The 20,335-nt window shown below is 30.9% G+C and carries 13 protein-coding genes; all 13 read left to right on the top strand.

Features of this window, described 5'->3' with window-relative positions; all coding sequences use genetic code 11:
- The first annotated feature begins 5 nt into the window (after window positions 1–5).
- On the top strand, window positions 6–857 hold the full coding sequence (gene speB / locus K324_RS0105475) for an agmatinase (RefSeq protein WP_026748266.1): 852 nt from the start codon (window positions 6–8) through the stop codon (window positions 855–857).
- Window positions 858–898: 41 nt separating this feature from the next.
- Window positions 899–2,593, top strand: a complete 1,695-nt coding sequence (locus tag K324_RS0105470; protein WP_026748265.1) for an AAA family ATPase — start codon at window positions 899–901, stop codon at window positions 2,591–2,593.
- A 206-nt stretch (window positions 2,594–2,799) separates the two neighbouring features.
- Window positions 2,800–5,391, top strand: a complete 2,592-nt coding sequence (locus tag K324_RS0105465) for a DUF2339 domain-containing protein (protein WP_026748264.1) — start codon at window positions 2,800–2,802, stop codon at window positions 5,389–5,391.
- Window positions 5,375–6,547, top strand: a complete 1,173-nt coding sequence (locus K324_RS0105460) for a hypothetical protein (protein ID WP_026748263.1) — start codon at window positions 5,375–5,377, stop codon at window positions 6,545–6,547. The genes K324_RS0105465 and K324_RS0105460 overlap by 17 nt, the downstream gene beginning before the upstream one ends.
- A gap of 16 nt (window positions 6,548–6,563) precedes the next feature.
- Window positions 6,564–7,130: a LemA family protein gene (locus K324_RS0105455; protein WP_026748262.1), complete on the top strand. Its 567-nt coding sequence runs from the start codon at window positions 6,564–6,566 to the stop codon at window positions 7,128–7,130.
- A gap of 111 nt (window positions 7,131–7,241) precedes the next feature.
- A complete protein-coding gene (locus tag K324_RS0105450) occupies window positions 7,242–8,285 on the top strand; it encodes a DUF2207 domain-containing protein (protein WP_026748261.1) in 1,044 nt (347 codons plus the stop codon).
- A gap of 174 nt (window positions 8,286–8,459) precedes the next feature.
- Window positions 8,460–10,412, top strand: a complete 1,953-nt coding sequence (locus K324_RS0105440; RefSeq protein ID WP_026748260.1) for a DUF2207 domain-containing protein — start codon at window positions 8,460–8,462, stop codon at window positions 10,410–10,412.
- Between the two features lie 107 nt (window positions 10,413–10,519).
- A complete protein-coding gene (locus K324_RS0105435) occupies window positions 10,520–12,472 on the top strand; it encodes a DUF2207 domain-containing protein (RefSeq protein WP_026748259.1) in 1,953 nt (650 codons plus the stop codon).
- Window positions 12,473–12,581: 109 nt separating this feature from the next.
- Window positions 12,582–14,474 (top strand): DUF2207 domain-containing protein, encoded by a 1,893-nt coding sequence (locus tag K324_RS0105430; protein WP_026748258.1) that lies wholly within the window; start codon window positions 12,582–12,584, stop codon window positions 14,472–14,474.
- A 593-nt stretch (window positions 14,475–15,067) separates the two neighbouring features.
- Window positions 15,068–15,325: a SemiSWEET family transporter gene (locus K324_RS0105425; protein ID WP_026748257.1), complete on the top strand. Its 258-nt coding sequence runs from the start codon at window positions 15,068–15,070 to the stop codon at window positions 15,323–15,325.
- 192 nt (window positions 15,326–15,517) lie between these two features.
- The gene (locus K324_RS0105420; RefSeq protein WP_026748256.1) at window positions 15,518–18,163 is read left to right on the top strand and encodes a valine--tRNA ligase; all 2,646 of its coding nucleotides are present in this window, start codon (window positions 15,518–15,520) and stop codon (window positions 18,161–18,163) included.
- Window positions 18,164–18,591: 428 nt separating this feature from the next.
- Complete coding sequence (locus K324_RS0105405) at window positions 18,592–19,017, top strand: NfeD family protein (protein ID WP_026748255.1); 426 nt, start codon at window positions 18,592–18,594, stop codon at window positions 19,015–19,017.
- Window positions 19,018–19,045: 28 nt separating this feature from the next.
- The gene (locus K324_RS0105400) at window positions 19,046–19,960 is read left to right on the top strand and encodes an SPFH domain-containing protein (RefSeq protein WP_026748254.1); all 915 of its coding nucleotides are present in this window, start codon (window positions 19,046–19,048) and stop codon (window positions 19,958–19,960) included.
- The last annotated feature ends 375 nt before the right edge of the window (window positions 19,961–20,335 follow it).

Here is a 20,335-nt window from a genome sequence, read left to right as displayed (position 1 = left end):
AATTTATGAAAAATAAAAATATACATACATTTATAGGATGCGACAATGAGTATAATGAGAGTAAAATAGCTATTTTTGGAGCACCATTTGACAGTACAACTTCATTTAGGCCGGGGACTAGATTTGCTTCGGCGGTTATGAGAAATGAGAGTTTTGGGATAGAAACTTATAGCCCTTATCAGGATAAGGATTTGGAGGATATTAAGGTTTTTGATGGCGGAGATTTGGAGCTTTCGTTTGGAAATTCAGAAAGTACACTACAGGATATTCAGGATGAAACAGCAAGAATTTTAAAAGATGGGAAAATTCCGTTTATGATTGGTGGAGAGCATTCTGTTACACTGGGGGCTGTGAAAGCGGTTGCCGAGAAATATCCAGATTTGCACATTATCCAGTTTGACGCACATACAGACTTGAGAGATGAGTATTTAGGGCAGTATTATTCACATGCTTCTGTAATTAGAAGATGTTGGGACATTGTTGGAGATGACAGAATCTTTCAGTTTGGAATAAGAAGTGGAGAAAGAGATGAATGGAAATTTGCAAAGAAACATCTTCATACAACAAAATTTAATTTTGATGGACTTGATGAAGTTGTAGAAAAATTAAAAGGAAAACCTGTGTATTTTACATTGGATCTAGATGTACTTGATCCATCGGAATTTCCAGGAACTGGAACGCCTGAAGCTGGAGGAGTTACTTTTGTGGAACTACATAAGGCAATAGAAAAAATTTCGCAGTTAAATATTGTTGGGCTTGATATGAATGAATTATCTCCTGTGTATGATCAGTCTGGGCAATCTACGGCACTAGCTTGTAAACTGCTTAGGGAAATTTTGCTGTTTATTTATAAATAGTCTAGTTTGGTATTGACCAGGTAAAAAGGGAGGAATGTTAAATGAAGAAAAAACTGCCAATAGGAATATCAGATTTTAAAAAAGTGATTGAAGGGGATTACTATTATTTTGATAAAACAGAATTGATAAAAAGCATTATAGGAGAACCTGGCGAAGTTAAGCTGTTTACACGTCCGAGAAGATTTGGAAAAACACTTAATATGTCGATGATAAAATATTTTTTTGATATAGAAAATAAAGATAAAAATAAAAAGCTGTTTGAGAATTTAAAAATTTCTAAAAATGAGTATTTTGAAAAGCAGGGGACAGCTCCAGTTATTTCGATTTCATTCAGGAATTATGATGAAAGTAGCTGGGAAAATGGGTTTGAGATGATAAAAAATACAATTTCGGATTTATATGATGAATTTGAATTTGTAAAGGAAAATTTAAGTGCGAGAAAAAAAGAAAAATATGATTCGATTTTATTTAACAGAGCAACTGAAGCAACATGGAAATTATCCTTGCTGGATTTAACAAAATATCTATATGAATATTATGGAAAAAAAGTTGTGGTGCTGATAGATGAGTATGATCAGCCGATAATTGATTCATACGTGAAAGGTTATTACCAAGAAGCAATTAGCTTTTTTAAAACATTTTATGGAGTTGTCCTAAAGGATAATAATTATCTGGAAATGGGAATTATGACTGGGATTTTGAGAGTTGCAAAGGAAAATATATTTTCTGGATTGAATAATCTAAGAGTTCATACAATTTTAGACAATAGATTTACAGAATATTTTGGGATTACGGAAAGTGAAGTTGAAAAGGCTCTTAAAGATTTTAATTTGGAGTTTGAATTGCAAGATGTTCAGAAGTGGTACAATGGATATTTGTTTGGAGATATAAAAGTTTATAATCCGTGGTCGATTATTAATTTTCTGAATGATGAAAAATTAAAGCCGTACTGGGTAAATACGAGTGGAAATGAATTGATAAAATTATATTTAAAAAAACTGAAAAATGAGATTTTTGATGATTTTTCAAAACTTTTGAATAGAGAAGAAATTTATAAACGAATAAATGAAAATATGACTTTTTCAAATCTTGAGTCAAATTACAGTAAAAACATATGGAATTTATTTTTTCACAGCGGATATTTAACACTGGGAAAGAAAATCGAAGATGATGGAATGTGCTATTTAAAAATACCGAATGAAGAAATATTGAAAATGTTCTCAGAAATGTTTATAGAAATTTATTTTGAAGATTATGAGAAATTTTTGTATATGTCAAATGCTTTGAGAGAAGGAAATATAAGTGATTTTGAGAAATATTTAAAAGAAGTTTTATTGGAAAACGTGGGAATATTTGATGTAAGCGGAGTTTATAAAGAGCAGTTCTATCATGGCTTAATACTTGGAATAATTTTGATTTTGAAAAATGAATACGAGATAACTTCAAATAATTTTGCTGGGAAAGGCAGATATGATTTACTTTTGAAGCCTAAAAATCTGGAAAAGAGAAAAGAAGGTATTATTTTGGAATTGAAGGTTGTAAATGTAATGGAAAATTTGAGTGAAGATAAAATTTTTGAAAAATTAGAGAATGAGTGTGATATTGCATTACAGCAGATTGAAGAGAAAGAATATGCTTCTATATTAAAAAATTCTGGAGTTGAGAATGTATTGAAAATTGGGATAGTATTTTTTGGAAAAGAAGTAGCAGTTAAATTTGATAAAAATTACAGTTAATACTAAATTCGATTTATATTAAATCCTATTTAAATAAGAATTTGTTACGGACTTTTCTAACAAAAGATTTAAACCAATATTCTTATAATAGTTGAAAATTTATTAAATATTCACTATTTAAATAGGGAATAGTATAAAATTATAAATTATTTTGCAAATTAGAAATATATTTATAAAAAATTTGTGAGTTTTGAGGTGGTTTTACAATGATTGACAAACTAAAAGAATTAGAGAATCTTGAGAATAAGTATAAGGAAATTGGGAGAATAAATTCGGAGATAGAATCAATAATTGCAAATATAAAAAATGAGGCTGGAATAAGCAGGGAAAAGGAACTTTTGGAAGAGAATGAAAGACTGGCGAAGGATTTGAAGGCATTTCATGAAAAGATGAAAGTTAGGGAAGAGGAAATTGGAAGGCTTAAAAATAGTAATGCGGTGCTTATTGAGGAATTGAAGGAAGCGAAAAAGGTTAGAAGAAATAGTGAGATTGATAAGTTTCAGAATATTTTGGCGGAGAAAATGAATGTGGAATTGGAAAGTGGAGTGACTAGAAGGCTTTCTAATTATGCAGAGAAAATGAAGAGAAAAGTCAAAATGCTGGAAAGAAATCTTGCTAATGAATTTTCGGATGAAGCTGATTCTTTAAGAGAAGAATTAAAAAAAATTAATGAAAAAATTGGTGATTTTTTAAAGAAAAGTAATAGGAAAACTTTTGAAAATAAGGTATTTCTTCAAGAGGAATCTTCGGTGTTTCATAATAAGATAAAGGAAGAAACGGCTTTGAAGGAAGGGGAATTTCTTTTTGAAAGGGAGAAAAAAAGATTTATATTTGAAAAACTTATTGGTTTGAAGGGTTTTAACTTTTTAGGGATAATATCAATCTTTTTGGGAGTTTTTTTGGTATTTCGGACACAGTTTGCAAAAATTTTGGCAAATAATTATGTGAAAAGTTCGGCTTCGTATTTGCTTGGGATGTTTTTTCTTTTTGCTGGAGAAAAATTTTATCAGAAAAATAAAAAGCATTTTGCAGTTGGGCTGATTGGTGGTGGAATTGGGATTCTTTATTTGACTACACTTCTTTCCACGCTTTATCTCAAACTTTATCCAATGACAGCAGGACTTTTTATATCGGTAACACTGACAGGGCTGGTTGTGATTCTTTCATTGCGATATGATAGCCAGATAATTGGAGTATTGTCACTAATTGGTGGATATTTACCTTACGGAGCTTATATTTGGGTGAATAGGAGCAATGTCCAAATTTATTATGTTTTGGCATATTCTTTGATTTTGCAGGGAATTGTGCTTGGAGTTTCTTGGAAAAAAGACTGGATATACAGCAAGATTTTTGGATTTGTTACGGGTGTAGTGAATATGACGGGGTTAGTTTATTATTTAAATTACAGTATTCACGACAAGATTACGGCATTTTTCTACATCGTAATTTTTACAACAGCATACAGTTTCATTTTCCTAAATTCACACAAAAAAGAAAATCGTCAAAGCAACATAATCGACTATATATTTCTAAGTTTAAATCTAATTATAAAATTTTTATTGATTTACAGCCTGTTTGACAATACAACGCCAAGTTGGCTAAAAGCAATATTAGTTGGAACAGTTGGAGTAATTTATGGATTTTTTGGCGACAGGCTCAAGGACAATAAAGTTGCAAAAATATTTTATATCGTGGCATTAGGAAGTTTTATCCTAATTATCCCGTTAATTGTACCAGAAAAATTTGTTGTGATTGCATGGGGTGCTGAAACTGCACTATTGTATTTCTTTTATAGAAAATATAAAAACAAAGAAATGCGATATGGGACAATTGCGATTTATCTAGTTTCACTAGTGAGTAATTTAATTGTGCGGGAAGAAAAATACTTGCTTGTGTATATTCAGGATTTGATGATAATATCTTTTTCATTTGTGCTTTATTTCCTGATAAAACAAAAAAGCTACAAGACGGAAGTTAGAATTTTAAATGGAATATTTAAATATCTGATTTTTGTTTATTCAATATTTTTTATAAATAAAGTTGTTATTAATGCTGTTACTTCATTTAAAGTGATAAATTATGGTGAAGATATATTTTTGAGTTTATTAGTTTCGCTTTTTGTTTTAAGAACAGTAACATATAAAGTGAAAAAATTACAAGACAGTTTTAGTTTGAAATTCTTGATAATAATTGAAATAATTTATTTGTTATTCATAAATATGATTAATCTTATCCTGTATTTTTTTGGTTGGAGTTCAGATATATTAAAAGAAAGAATACCAATAAGTTATATATTTCCGTTCTTTTTACCAATTTTAATAAATATATATTTATTTATGGTTGCTAAAAATGATATTCATTTATGCTTTTTCAAAAAAAATGAGAAAAAACCATTGTGGATACTCGGAGAATCAATATATTTCCTTTGTGTAGCAAATATTATTTTACGGATATATGAATATTCAGGTGTATTAATTTTAGGAGCTGGATTGGCTTTGGATATAGTTGGACTGTTATTGTGCGGATATTTAGTCTGGAAAGGATTTAGAGTGCCAAATAGGAATGTTAGAAGAATTGGGCTTGGAATAGGAATATTTTTTGTGGCGAAAAGTTTCCTTTGGGATTTCTTACGATTTGATAATTCCTATAAGTTGATTGCTTACTTTAGTATGGGGGCTATTTTGATTGGAACTTCCTATATTTATCAGACGGCTTTGAAGACATTGGAGCAGGAAGTGAAAGAGAGCTTGAGTGACAAGGATTTTGGAAAAGGTGAGAAAAATGAAGAAAATAAATAAAATAATATTGTTTTTATTTTTATTGACAATTGTTCAACTTTTTTCCAGCCAGTATTTTAAAACTATAAAAATAACAGGAAAGTCGGCATACAAGCAATTTTTTTTAACAGAGGATATTTATGAGAACAGTAAAAATAATCTTGGAGATATACGGATAATTGATAAAAATGGGAAGGAAGTTCCTTATGTTATCGAAACTGGAAAAGAGCAGGAAAAGCACAGTGAAAAAATTGTGGCAAGGGCAAAAATAGATGAAGTATTGACGAAAAAGGATAAAATGGAATTTATTGTAAAATTTAATTCTGATAGTTCGTTAAAGGATATAATTGGAAACAGGCTTGCGCTGATTTCTTCCAAAAATTTTTACAGCGAATATACTTTGCTTGGAAGTAATAACGGTACAGATTGGGAACAGATAGCTTCGGGAGAAATTTATAAAACACCTGATAAGTCAAACTTGACAATAGAATTTTCGGAAAAAAGATATGAATTTTATAAAGTTGTAACGCCGTTAGATAAAGGGAATATCTTTAGTGAAGCAATTTTGAAATTGTCAAGTAGTGAGGCTGGAAAACTTAAAACCGTAGAAACAAAATTGGATTATAAAGTTGAGCAGGAAGGGAAAAGTACAATTTTGAAAATCAAGAGCAAGTTTTTGCCGTTAAAAAATATTGTTCTAGATGTAAATGATGAGTTTCAGAGAAATTATGCTGTGAGAAGCGGAGATAATTTTTATGCGGAAGGGGTAATTTCTAAAGTTGGAGAAAAGTCAAATTTGATGATAAATTTAGAAACTGTTCCAAAATTGTCTGAAATAATCGTTGAAATACAAAATGGAGATAATTCACCGCTCAAAATAAATGGAGTAACAGGAAACTATGTTCCAGACAGAATTGTGTTTAGGGCTACAGAAGGGGAAGATTATAAAATAACCTTTGGAGATGAGAACTTGAATAAGCCTGAATACGATATTGCAGAATTTGTCGATTCAATAAAGGAACGGGATGAAGTTTTGGTAGGAAAATTGGAAAAAATAAATGCTAAAAGTGTTTCAAAGCCAAAAGATTATACGGTTTATTATAATATTTTTATAGGAAGCGTTGTGGTAATATTAATTGGATTTATGGTAAAGAAAATAGCTAAAAATAAAAAATAGAAGAGGAGAATGAATTATGAATATTGTATTTGTTTTTATAGGAATTTTGGTAATTTTGATTCTGATGGCAATGGGGATTTACAATAAATATATCAAATTGAAGAATTTGAATGAGGAAGGTTGGAGCGGAATAGGTGTTTATTTGCAAAAAAGGCTGGATTTGATACCTAATCTTGTGAATACAGTTAAAGGGTATGCAACACATGAAAAGGAAACGCTGGAAAATGTGGTAAAATTGAGAAGTCAAATGATGTCAATTGATACAAAAGATATTGATAATATTGAAAAAATTCAAAAACTTGAAAATGAGCTGACAAAAACATTAAGATCAATAATGATGCTACAAGAAAATTATCCAGACTTGAAGGCAAATGAAAATTTTTTGAGATTACAGTCACAACTGACTCAAATAGAAACAGAAATTCAAAGTTCAAGAAAATATTATAATGGCACAACAAGAGATAGAAATACTTTTGTGGAAACTTTTCCAAATAATATAATAGGTGGATTTTTAGGATTTAAAAAAGCTGAGTTCTTTAATGCTGTAGAAGGAGCAGAAAAGGTTCCAGAAGTTAAGTTTTAAAAAATTTTAGTAAAATTATCGTAAAGGAAATAACTTTATGGAAATAAGTTTGACTCAAATAATAATTTTATTGATAATGCTAATAACATTGGCGATTTATAGCTATATTACGTGGAAAAATTTGGGAAGGATTCTGTCGATGAAATTACTTCGGTGTCAGAGCCACCTAAAGAAATTTCGGCAATGATGGCTGCTTATATAAATAGTTCTCAGAAAGAAACATCAAATTATTTGGTATATATTGGATTGCTGGAGTTGATAAGCAAAGGATTTGTAATAATTGAAGATTATGTTGACTTGAAAAAATATAATAAAGTTAAGAAAAATTCAAAAATGACAGAAGATGAATACGAAATAAAAAAAGATAAAAAAACTGTTGAAATTATTGACATTGAAAAATATTATAGACAGATAACCAAGAAGAAATATGGGTTTAATATGCAAAAAGTCAATGATTATGGGTGCAGGCAGTGGGAACTTTCGGAAGAGGAGAGAATGGTTCTGGAATTTTTAATTGAATATGATAAGGACAGTATTCTTGGGCATAAAAAGCCTATTATGGAGCAATTTTTTAAAATTCTTGGAGTTTTGAAGGAAAAATTTGATGGAAGAGGAAACTACACTTTCTTGTATTTAATTGGAATAAAGTCTATAAAAAAGGAAAGATGGGATAAAAGGCTTTATAATTCAAATTGGAAGTTTAAAATACTTTACATAATTATAATATTTTTGTTTGGAATTTTACTTTTTATTTTTGAAGGAATGAAAGCGATTGTGTCATTAGTTGTTCTTTTTCCAATATTTTTCTGGGTAATACTTTTGTCAAATATACTTTTTTTAATTTTAAAAACTAAAGCATTTCCAGTGCTGATAAAACTTATGATTTCTCTTTTAATAGGAGCGTTCTGTGGAATTATATATTTTTGGGTAGGACTTATGTTATTTGCTTTTGGAATAACGGGTGTGCTTGTAACTTTGACGACAATTCTACTTGTATTTTATTTTAAGAATATTGGAAAATATACAGATAGAGGAATTGAAGTTAAAAGAAATCTAGAAGGATTAAAGAAATACATAAAAAGTGGTGAAACTAGAAAATTTGAGAATATAGAAGAGATGATTTTGTATTTTAAAAAAATTTTACCATTTTCGTAGGCTTTGGAAGTACAGAAGCATGTTGTAGAGATGGTGGAAAAATCTATAGAAACGTCAAGATTAAAAAGGAACATATTGAAAATATGCTTAATATATTTATTTATAAAAATGATAAATTTATGAAATCGTTTGGGAATGAGATATTTACAAACGAGATATTGGAAGGAAATTACTATGAAAAGTTTTAGCAACCGAGAATGGAAGAGTATTTTTTCTAAATTTTTTGTATTTTTCACGTTATTTTTTCTGAATGTCAGTTTGTTAATCGCTGAGGCAATAAAAAAATATGATGTCTCAATACAGATTAATAAAAATGGAACATTGACAATAAATGAAATAATAGATTACGATTTTGGTGATAAACTTGATAGGCGTGGGATTATTAGAAGGATTCCCCTGCGCTCAAAAAAAAGCGGAATAGATATTTATAAATCCCATGTAAAGATGAATTCTGTAAAAAGAAATGGTGAACCTGAAAAATATAAAACTAAAAAATCTTCTGGAGAAATAGCTTATAAGATAGGTTCTGAAGATAAATATGTGGATTCAGGTGTAAGCAAATATGAGTTTAATTATACAATGTATAATGCGGTATTTGAAAAGGACGGAATTTATCAGGTATATTTCAATCCGATAGGACAGTTCTGGAAAGTTCCCATTGAAAGTGGAGACGTTATTATAAGTTTTGAAAATAATCAACCTATAGAAGAAAATGAAATTCAGCAGCTGAAAGTATTTACAGGGAAATATGGAGAAACTGGAGAAAATTATACTATAGTTCAGAAAAGCGGGATTATAAAAATAAAAACTAATGAAGTTCTGGAACCGCTTAACGGAATGACTTTCCGTCTGAATTTAAAGACAGATAAAATAAATCCTACATGGCTTGATAAACTGAAAGTTCTTTACTATGCAGTCCCTCTTGTTGCAGTAGGCTCTGTAGTAATTTTAGTGCTCTTCATATATGGATTTGTAACATGGTTACTGTTTAGACCGGTTTCTTTAAGAAAAGCGATTGTTCCTGAATTTAATATACCGAAGAATATTTCTGCCATGTATGCCGGATATATCAAAGGTGTGAAAAATCCTAAAGAAATCCTGACGATAGGAATGCTGTCACTTCTTTCAAAAGGCTATGTAACAGCGGAGGACAAAGAAGGAAACGGAAAGAATGTAAAATACAGGCTCGTAGCAAATACTGAAGGAAATCCTGAACTTTCAACTGAAGAGGCGACTCTTCTTAATGCACTTTCAGATGATGAAGAGAATATATTTAAAAAAGATAAAAGTTATTTCAGTTATCAAAAAGATAGAAAGAGTGGATTTGAAGATGAAAAGAATCTTTATGAAGCTTCACAAAATATAATGAGTATGCTTGAAAGTAAATATAAGTCGAGGGCATATGAAACTAATGATAAATTCTCATATCCTTTTATTTTGGGAATGGTTTTAGTTATTACTGTAGGAATGATTAACAGAGGAACAAATTCCCGGGCAAATGGATTATTTGATGATATAGCTTTTGTAGCATTTAATTTTCTTATTTCGTGTGGTATTGCAGCAGTTATTTATATTTTTATAGAGAACCTGTTTTCAGAAAGAAAAATATTTCTTGCCATTTTAAAAGGAGGGATAGCAATACTTCTGCTAATAAAAACAGGGATAATAGGTGTTATTATAGGAATCATTCCGGCAATGTATATAATTTATTCTAAACTTATGAAAAAATACATGGAGAAAAGTCTAAGACAGGAAGAGCATCTTGATGGAATGAAAATGTATATAAAAACTGCCGAAGCAAATCAGATTATGAAATTTAATGATGTAGATGAACTTGTGGAATATTTCAAAGGGATTTTACCTTATGCAGTTGCTCTCGGAGTCAAGAATAAAGCGATAAAATTGTTAAAAAATACGATAAACCTATATAATTTTGATGAAAATATACAGGAGGAAATAAACAGAAGAGTTTACTATGATTCGTATGATAGCAAATTCCTGTTAAATACAATTTCAAGAGAGTATGATAAAGTAAGAGAAGAAATGGGTGCAAGTGAAGGCGGATTCTCAAGTGATGGTGGCTTCTCCGGTGGTGGTTCCGGGGGAGGAGGTGGAGAAAGCTGGTAGGGATATTGGCTTTTTATGATTTTTACATAAATTTTAAATTTGTATAATTTTTAAAGTTTGATACTGAAAAAGTTTTAGAATAACTAAAAAATAAGGATAGATAAGATATGATATTTCAAAATAAAAAATTTTCAATATTATTTATATTTATGGTGATGTTTTTATTTAATTCAAGCAGGCTTGATGCAGTAATATTGCATAGTGAAAAAATAAGAAATTATGAAGTTACAGTGCAAATTAATAGAAATGGGACACTGACTGTAAATGAAGTGATTGACTATGAATTTGACGGTGCGGCAAAACATGGGATTTATAGGGATATTCCAGTACGTTCAAAGAAAAATGGTGTGGATATTTACAAATCTTATATAAAAATGAATTCGATAAAGAGAAATGGTTTTTCTGAAGAATACTCTACAAAACTTTTTGATGAAGGGATTAGATATAGAGTTGGTTCTGCAGACAGGTTTGTGGAAAATGGCATAAATAGATACGAATTTAATTATGTGATTTATAATGCAGTATTTGAAAAAAATGGAATTTATCAGGTTTACTTTAATGCGATTGGTCAATTTTGGCAAGTTCCTATTGAAAAAGCTACGGTAAATATAAAATTTGGGAATGGAGAACCTGTTTTAAAAAATGAAATTAGGCAATTAGATATTTTTACAGGTGAATATGGACAAAGTGGGAAAGATTATATTACAAATTTGAATAATGGAACTGTTGAAATTAAAACAAATAAGGTTTTAGAGGCATATAATGGATTAAGTTTTCGTCTGAATTTAAAGACGGATAATATAAGCCCAACATTTTGGGATAAGTTACAAACACTTTATTATGCTTATCCTTTAATTGCTGTAGGGCCTCTTGTAATAATACTTCTGGCAATTTATGGATTTATAACGTGGTATATATTTGGAAGAGATGTGGGTAAAAAGGCAATTGTTCCTGAATTTAACATACCAAAGGATATTTCTGCCATGTATGCGGCTTACATCAATGGAGAAAGAGGACCAAAAGAAATATTAACAATCGGAGTGCTTTCATTGCTTTCTAAAAGTTATGTTGAAGCTGATGATGAGGAAGGTAATGGAAAAAATGTAAAATATACATTGTCTAACAGTAAAAGGAGCAAGCTTGAACTAGCAGAAGAGGAAAAGATTGTTTTTAACGCTCTTTCTGATACTGGGTATATATTCAAAAGAGAAAGAAGCCTTTACGATGCCTCAAATAAAATATTGGGATTATTTGAAAAAGAGTATAAAAAGAAAGTTTACAGGGATAACAGCATTTTTAATATCGCATTTATTATCGGTATAATTGTAGTTTTTATGGTTTCATCAACAGCAAGCAGTGGAACGACAAGAGTATCTGATAGCGATTTTGGAGTAGTTTCGTTAATTATGATTGCTAGTTTCTTTGGTATACTTTTAAATATGATTTTTTCAATTATAAAGAATATTTACGGGAATAACAGTACATTTTTGAAAGTTATTAAATGGATAACAATATTGTTTATTTCAGTAATATATGGAGTTTTAAATTTCATTGTAATTGGAATAATTATGGCAATGTATACTGTTTATTCAAAAATAATTGGAAAATATACTGTTGATGGAATGAGAAAAAAAGAATACTTGGATGGCATGAAAATGTACATAAAGACTGCTGAAGCTAATCAGATTATGAAATTTAACGATGTAGATGAGCTGGTAGCCTATTTTAAAGGGATATTGCCTTATGCGGTAGCTCTTGGAGTAAAAAATGAAGCAGTAAAACTTATGAAGAATACAATAAAACTTTATGATTTTGATGAAAGTACATATTCTTACATAAATAGAGGAGTGCATTTTAATACATACAATAATTTCTTTTTGTCAAACATGGTTTCAAGAGGATACGAAAATGCATATAATAAAATAACAGAAGAAAGATTCAGCACTTTGAGAGAAAATTCCAGAAATTCAAGCGGAAGCGGTTTTGGCGGAGGCGGATTCTCAAGTGGTGGTGGCTTCTCTGGTGGAGGTTCCGGCGGGGGAGGTGGAGGAAGCTGGTAGGGATATTGGTTTTTTCTGATTTTTAAATAAATTTTAAATATATATATAATTTTTAAAGTTTGTTATTGAAAGAGTTTGAGAATAACTAAAAAATAAGGATAGATAAGATATGATATTTCAAAATAAAAAATTTTCAATATTATTTATATTCATGGTGATGTTTTTATTTAATTCAAGCAGGCTTGCTGCAGTAATATTGCATAGTGAAAAAATAAGAAATTATGAAGTTACAGTGCAAATTAATAAAAATGGGACTTTGACAGTAAATGAAGTGATTGATTACCAGTTTGGCGAAGAGCCTAAGCACGGAATTTATAGAGATATTCCTTTGCGTTCAAAAAGGTTTGGATTTGATGTTCATAAGTCTTTTATCAAAATGAATTGGATAAAAAGAGATGGAGAGGACGAAGAGTATACGAAAAATCATTTCTATGAAGGGATAAGGTACAGAATAGGTTCCAAAACAAAGCTTGTAAATTTGGACAGGATTGGGAGCAGATATGAGCTGAATTACGATATTTATAATGCTGTGTTTGAAAAGGATGGAATTTATCAGATTTACTACAATGCAATTGGACAGTTCTGGAATGTTCCGATTGAAGAGGCAAACGTTACTATAAGGTTTCCTGATGGACAGGAAATCAAAAAAAATGAAATTGAAAAATTGGAAGTTTATACTGGAAGTTATGGAGAAAAAGACGAAAATTATGGCGTTTCAGAAAATAACGGGGAAATAAATATTGGAACTAGAGAATTGGAGGCTAATAATGGACTTACATTTATGCTAAATTTAAAAACAGATAAGATAAGTCCGACTTTGGCAGATAAGCTGCAAATTGTATATCTTTCCAATCCTGCAGTAATAATTTTGCCATTTTTGTTATTATTTCTTACAATTTATTCAATCATAACGTGGAATCTTTTTGGAAGGGATCCGCAAGGAAAATCTATAATTCCAGAATTTAATTTGCCGAAAGACATTTCTCCGATGTTTGCAGCATATATAAATGGTGAAAGGGACATAGCGGAAATATTAAATGCAGGAATATTTACATTACTGTCAAAAGGTTTTATAGTAGCCAAAAAAATTAATGGTGAAATTAAATATAACAAGGAATCTAAGACAGTGTATACACAGAAAACAGAACTGTCGGAAGAGGAAAGAATGCTATTTGATGCTCTTTCTTCAAAAAAGAATAATATTTTTGATAATGAAAAACAGCTTTATAATACTGGAAATAGCATTATTAAAATTTTGAAGGGAAAATATCATAGACTAATTTATAAAAACAATGGCAGTTTTTTAGTTCCATTTTATTTTGTAATTCCTATTTTTATGATTTTTATATTTTCACAGACAAATTTTGAGATTTTCAATCCTTTTATAATATTGTATGTGTTTATAGTGTTAGGATCATTTTTTCATAGAATTTGGATAACTGTTAGTAAAAAACTGTTAATGGGAGTAATAATTATAGCGGTTTTAGGGATGGCTTTTTATCAGGGAATTGAAATTTTTGTTTTTGTAACATATTTTGTAGCATTATTTATTATTTATGCAAAATTAATTGGAAAATATACAAATGAAGGGCTGAGAAAAAAAGAATACCTGAAAGGTATGAAAATGTATATAAAAACAGCGGAAGAGAATCAGATAAGAAAATTTGACAATGTAAAGGAATTAATCGAATATTTTAATGGAATTTTGCCTTTTGCAGTAGCACTTGGAGTAAAAAATGAGGCGATAAAATTAATGAAAAAAACAATAAAATTATACAACTTCGACATAAATGAATCTTATATAAATAGCCACACTCATATGCACGCCTATAACAACTACAGTTTTACGAACGCATTTTCAAGAAGTTACAGCAGTGGAAAATCGCAAATAATGAGTGAAAAATTTAGTTCATCCAAGAGTGGCTCAGGCGGAGGCGGCTTCTTTAGTGGGGGCGGTTTCTCTGGCGGAGGTTCCGGCGGGGGAGGTGGAGGAAGCTGGTAGAAATACTGGCTTTTTTCTTATTAGACTTGTTAGAAAACTATATGCATTTAGAATTTGATAAAACCAATCTTCTGAAGCAAGGGATCTTGACCCCTTGTGAAAATAAAAAAACTTAGGTTGTTGAACAGGTCTATTGTAAAGTAGTCTTTTTTATACTAAACCCCGTTTAAAAATGAGAATAAATTTTTATAATAGAATTGTTCAATAGCTAATTCATAATCATTCAACTTTTTTATTTTTTATATTCGTAGGATTGCTCATTGCCACAAATCCTACAACCTATGGCTAGTCTACGACATTTTTCTGCACTGACAAAAGACTCGCTATGCTCAAACAGTTTTGCCAGCACAGAAAAATGCTCCGACGGATTAATTATACTAAACTCTGTTTAAAAAATAAAAATTATATCTTAAATTACTTGAAAATATTAGGTTTATATCCTTTATTAGAAAAATTTGTAATAAATTCGTTATTTAAATGGGGTTTAGTATAAGGTAAAAAAATTTTATTTTAAATATTGACTTTCTAAAATTTTGTGATATACTACTAAATCATACAAGTTAATTGAACTTACAAAGAAGGGAGAGAGCAAAATGAGTGAAAAAAATTTAAAAATTTTAGGATGGCTTGGAACATTACTTTCTGTAATAATGTACGTGTCTTATGTTCCACAAATAATGGGAAACTTGCATGGGAATAAAACATTTTTCCTGCAGCCGCTGGCAGCGACGATTAACTGTACAATATGGACAAGTTACGGACTTTTAAAAGAAAAAAAGGACTATCCCTTGTCAGCAGCAAACTTGCCGGGAGTAATTTTTGGATTGCTTGCAACAATTACAGCATTTTAAACAATTTAATTTTAAAGATTTGTTATAAAAAGTTCATTTGAGTGATGGTTAGTCATTTTAGTGAGCTTTTTTTGTTAATTTTTTTATAAAAGTAGAAAAAAAGTCAGCTTTGTGATAAAATATACAATATGATTTATGAAATGAAAAAAATTAAATAAAAAATATATATAATTAAAACAGGAGGAAAAAATAATGCCAAATGAACTGAACAAAGTTTATTCACCAAACGAGATAGAAGATAAATGGTATAAAATATGGGAAGAAAAAGGATATTTTAATGCACAGCACAATGCAGAAAAGCCAGGATATTCAATTGCGATTCCGCCACCAAATGTTACGGGAATTCTGCATATGGGTCATATGCTTAACAACTCAATACAGGATGCGATTATTAGATATAAAAGAATGAGCGGGTTTGATACGCTTTGGATTCCAGGGATGGATCATGCTGGAATTGCTACGCAAAATAAGGTTGAGAGAATGCTGGCTGATGAAGGGACTTCCAAGGAAGAAATAGGATATGATGAGTTTTTGAGAAGAACTTGGGAGTGGAAGGAAAAACACGGCGGGCTGATTACAAAGCAGCTTAGAAAACTGGGAGTCTCGCTAGACTGGTCAAGAGAAAGATTTACTATGGATGAAGGGCTTTCAGAAGCTGTAAAGGAAGTGTTCATCAAGCTTTACAATGACGGGCTCATTTATCGTGGGGAATACATTGTAAACTGGTGTCCGCATGACAAAACAGCGCTTGCTGATGACGAGGTAAATCATGAGGATAAAAATGGAAAAATCTGGGAAATTAGATACCCAATCAAGGATAGTGACGAAGAATTGATAATTGCAACAACTCGTCCTGAAACAATGCTCGGAGATACAGGAGTTGCAGTGAATCCAAATGATGAAAGATACAAGCACTTAATTGGGAAAACTGTCATTTTGCCGCTTATGAACAGGGAAATTCCAATTGTGGCAGATGAATATGTGGATATGGAATTTGGGACTGGAGTAGTTAAGATGACTCCGTCACACGATCCTAACGACTTTGAAGTGGCAAAAAGAACTGGACTTGCATTTTTAAATATTTTTACAGAAGATGCGCATGTAAATGAAAATGGTGGGAAATATCAAGGGCTAGAAAGATTTGCTGCTAGAAAGGCTATACTTGCCGATTTGGAAGAGCAGGGACTGCTAGTTGGAGTAAAAGATCATAAAAATGCTGTGGGGCATTGCTACAGATGTAATTCAGTTATTGAGCCAAGAGTTTCGACACAGTGGTTTGTAAAAATGGAGCCGCTTGCAAAAAGAGCGCTGGAAGTTGTAAAAAATGGAAAAATTCAAATTACACCAAAAAGATGGGAAAAAGTTTATTACAACTGGTTGGAAAACATAAGGGACTGGACAATTTCACGTCAAATCTGGTGGGGACATAGAATACCTGCCTATTATGCAGAAGACGGAACAGTTTTTGTGGCAAAAAGTCTGGAAGAGGCAAAAATTCAGGCACGTGAAAAATTTGGAAAAGATGTGAACTTGACAGAAGAAACTGATGTGCTTGATACTTGGTTTTCATCAGCATTATGGCCATTTTCAACATTGGGCTGGCCAAATGAAACTGAGGACTTGAAAAAATTTTTTCCGACAGATGCACTTGTTACAGGGGCGGACATATTATTCTTCTGGGTTGCAAGAATGGTAATGATGAGCCTTTATATAAAAGATGAAATTCCATTTAATTATGTTTATTTGCACGGAATTATAAGAGATGAAAAAGGTAGAAAGATGAGTAAATCTCTAGGAAATTCACCTGATCCACTTGACTTAATAGCAAAATACGGTGCAGATGCAATAAGATTCAGCTTTTTATACAATACTTCACAAGGGCAGGACATCCATTTTTCAGAAAAATTGCTTGAAATGGGTTCAGCTTTTGCAAATAAAGTTTGGAATGCGTCAAGATTTGTATTGTCAAATTTGGAAGATTTCGATGTTTCAACAACTGTGAATAATTCGGAATTTAAACTTGAAGATAAATGGATTTTATCCAAATTACAGACTGCTTCAAAATTAATTAATGAAAATATGGAAAAATACGAATTGGACGCTGCTGCAAAATTGGCATACGAATTTTTCCGTGGAGATTTCTGTGACTGGTATGTGGAAATTGCCAAAACACGTGTTTATGGACAGGAAGGCAGTGATAAAGTTATGGCACAATGGGTGTTAAGACACGTTCTTGACAAAGGGCTGAAAATGCTACATCCGTTTATGCCATTTATTACTGAGGAAATTTGGCAAAAATTGCAGACTGGCGAAGAAACAATTATGTTATCAGACTTTCCAAAAGAGGAAAAAGAGTTTGTAAATATTGAAGCTGAAAAGGAATTTGACTATCTGAAGGAAATTGTTTCGGCAATTAGAAATATTCGTGGAGAAGCAAATGTGTCGCCATCTAAGAAAATTGAAGTTATTTTCAAGACAGCTGATGAAAATGCAAGGAATATTTTACAAAATAATGCCAAAATATTAGATAGACTGGCAAATGTTGAAAAATATGAATTTAATGTGGAAATTCCGAAACTTGTAGGATTCAGATTAGTTGATACAACTGAAATTTATATACCGCTTGCTGATTTAATTGATTTGGATAAGGAAATTGAAAAACTGGAAAAAAGCATTGAAAAAACTCAAGTTGAGCTGGATAAGGTGTTAAAAAAATTATCTAATGAAAATTTTGTAAACAAGGCGAAACCTGAAGCTGTGGAAAAAGAAAGAAGAATAAAGGAGGAGCTTGAAAATAAAATTGCCAAATTTAAGGAGTCAATGAATTTGTATAGATAATATTGAAATTTAGGTTATCAAACAAGTTTAATGAATAAAAAAACTTGCAAAATTAAAATTATGTTGTAAAATATATTAAGTAAAATAAATTTAAAATGGAGGAAATATGAAAAAGCTGCTGATATTAGTTTTGCTAGCTTTGGCTTTAAGTTCGTGTTTATCAGCCAATGTAGGTGTTGGGCCTGGCGGACTGCATGGTGGAGTTGGAGTGTATTTTTAAATTCCAAGTCGCTTAAATAGGAAAACTTTGAAAAAGAGGTGAGATGAAATGAAAAAGTTAATTATTTCAGTTATGATTATATTTACTATTACAGCTTGTAGCAGTACAGGTGGAAAAGGGACAAATTCAATTAATGTTGGTGTAGGTTTTTCAGGACTTTAAGATTTTGTAATTAAAGTATTTATAAAATAAAAAAGGAGATAGTGAAATGGGAGCATTATTTTGGGCAATTTTGTCAGGAACAGCAGCAATTCTGGAAATAATTATTCCAGGACTTGTAACAATCTGGTTTGCACTTTCAGCTTTAATTGTAATGTTTCTTGCAAATTTTATAGAAGATTCGCTAATACAGTTTTTAATATTTGCTGTACTTACGATAATTTTCCTAATTTTTACACGTCCAGTCTTGAGAAGATACATTGAATTACAAAGAAAGACAAATTTTGATGCAAGCATGAAAGGGACTGATGTAAAAATTGAAAAAGTAGTGGATACTAAAAAGACTGAAAAGGAATATGAAGTAAAATTTAAAGGTTCCATTTGGACAGGTGTAAGTGAGGAAATATTGTCAAATGGGGAAATAGTTAAAATTAAAGGCTTTAAAGGTAACAAAATAATTTTAGAAAGAAAATAATATAAAAAAAATAGGAGGTAATATTATTATGGTTTGGACTTTGCCGTTTATAGTTGTTCTTATTGTAATTGCATTAATTTACATTTTTAAATCAGTAAAGATTGTGCCAGAATCACGTGTACTTATTATTGAAAAATTGGGGAAATATGACAGATCCCTAAGTTCAGGGCTTAGTTTTCTGAATCCATTTTTTGACAGAGTTGCAAGAAGTGTGTCGTTAAAGGAACAAGTTGTGGATTTTCCTCCTCAGCCTGTTATTACAAAGGATAACGCCACAATGCAAATTGATACAGTTGTTTATTTTCAAATAACTGATCCAAAGCTGTACACTTATGGAGTAGAACGTCCACTTTCAGCAATTGAAAATTTGACAGCAACAACTTTGAGAAATATTATTGGAGATATGACAGTCGATCAGACATTGACTTCGAGAGATATTATCAACACAAAAATGCGTCAGGAACTGGATGATGCTACAGATCCTTGGGGAATAAAAGTAAACCGTGTGGAATTGAAAAGCATCTTGCCACCAGCCGATATTCGTGTAGCAATGGAAAAGGAAATGAAGGCGGAACGTGAAAAAAGGGCAAACATTCTGGAAGCACAGGCAAAAAGAGAAGCAGCAATCTTGGTTGCGGAAGGAGAAAAACAGGCTGCAATTTTAAGAGCAGAAGCCAAAAAGGAACAACAGATAAAAGAAGCGGAAGGACGTGCGGAAGCAATTTTATCAATTCAAAAAGCACAAGCGGAAGCATTAAAATTATTAAATGAAGCTGCACCAACAAAAGAGGTATTGTCATTAAAAGGAATGGAAACATTTGAAAAAGTGGCAGACGGAAAATCAACAAAAATTATTATTCCAAGTGAGCTGCAAAATCTGGCTGGAATGGTTACAGCATTTTCGGAACTTGCTAAAAAAGATAAAGATGTGGAACAAAAATAGGATATATGGGACTGGACAAAATGTTCAGTCTTTTTTTGTTTATAAGGAAATTAAATTCATATTTTTTAGGTATTTACTGATATATTTGATAATTTTAAAAGAGGCATCAGCCTCTTTTCCTTTTCTTTTGTCAAATAAATATACAAATGTCTACGACAAAATATCCAACCTAGTTGGATTAATAAAATATTAATAGTATTTTTTGAGGGGCGGATATCTGTAATGATAAAATTCCCATACAATCATTTTAACCTTGCATGCTGGACAGTAAAAAGGATTCATCCCGAAAGTCCTGTACATCTGCCTTTGATAAAATGAATATCTTGACACGGCAATGTTTTTCCTGAAAGCATCAATTGCCTCTTTAAGCCTGCC

The sequence above is a fragment of the Leptotrichia trevisanii DSM 22070 genome (assembly GCF_000482505.1).
In the GTDB taxonomy this organism is placed as follows: Bacteria; Fusobacteriota; Fusobacteriia; order Fusobacteriales; family Leptotrichiaceae; genus Leptotrichia; species Leptotrichia trevisanii.
The sequence above is the reverse complement of the archived record's forward strand: the minus strand, read 5'-3'. Positions and strand labels throughout refer to the sequence as shown.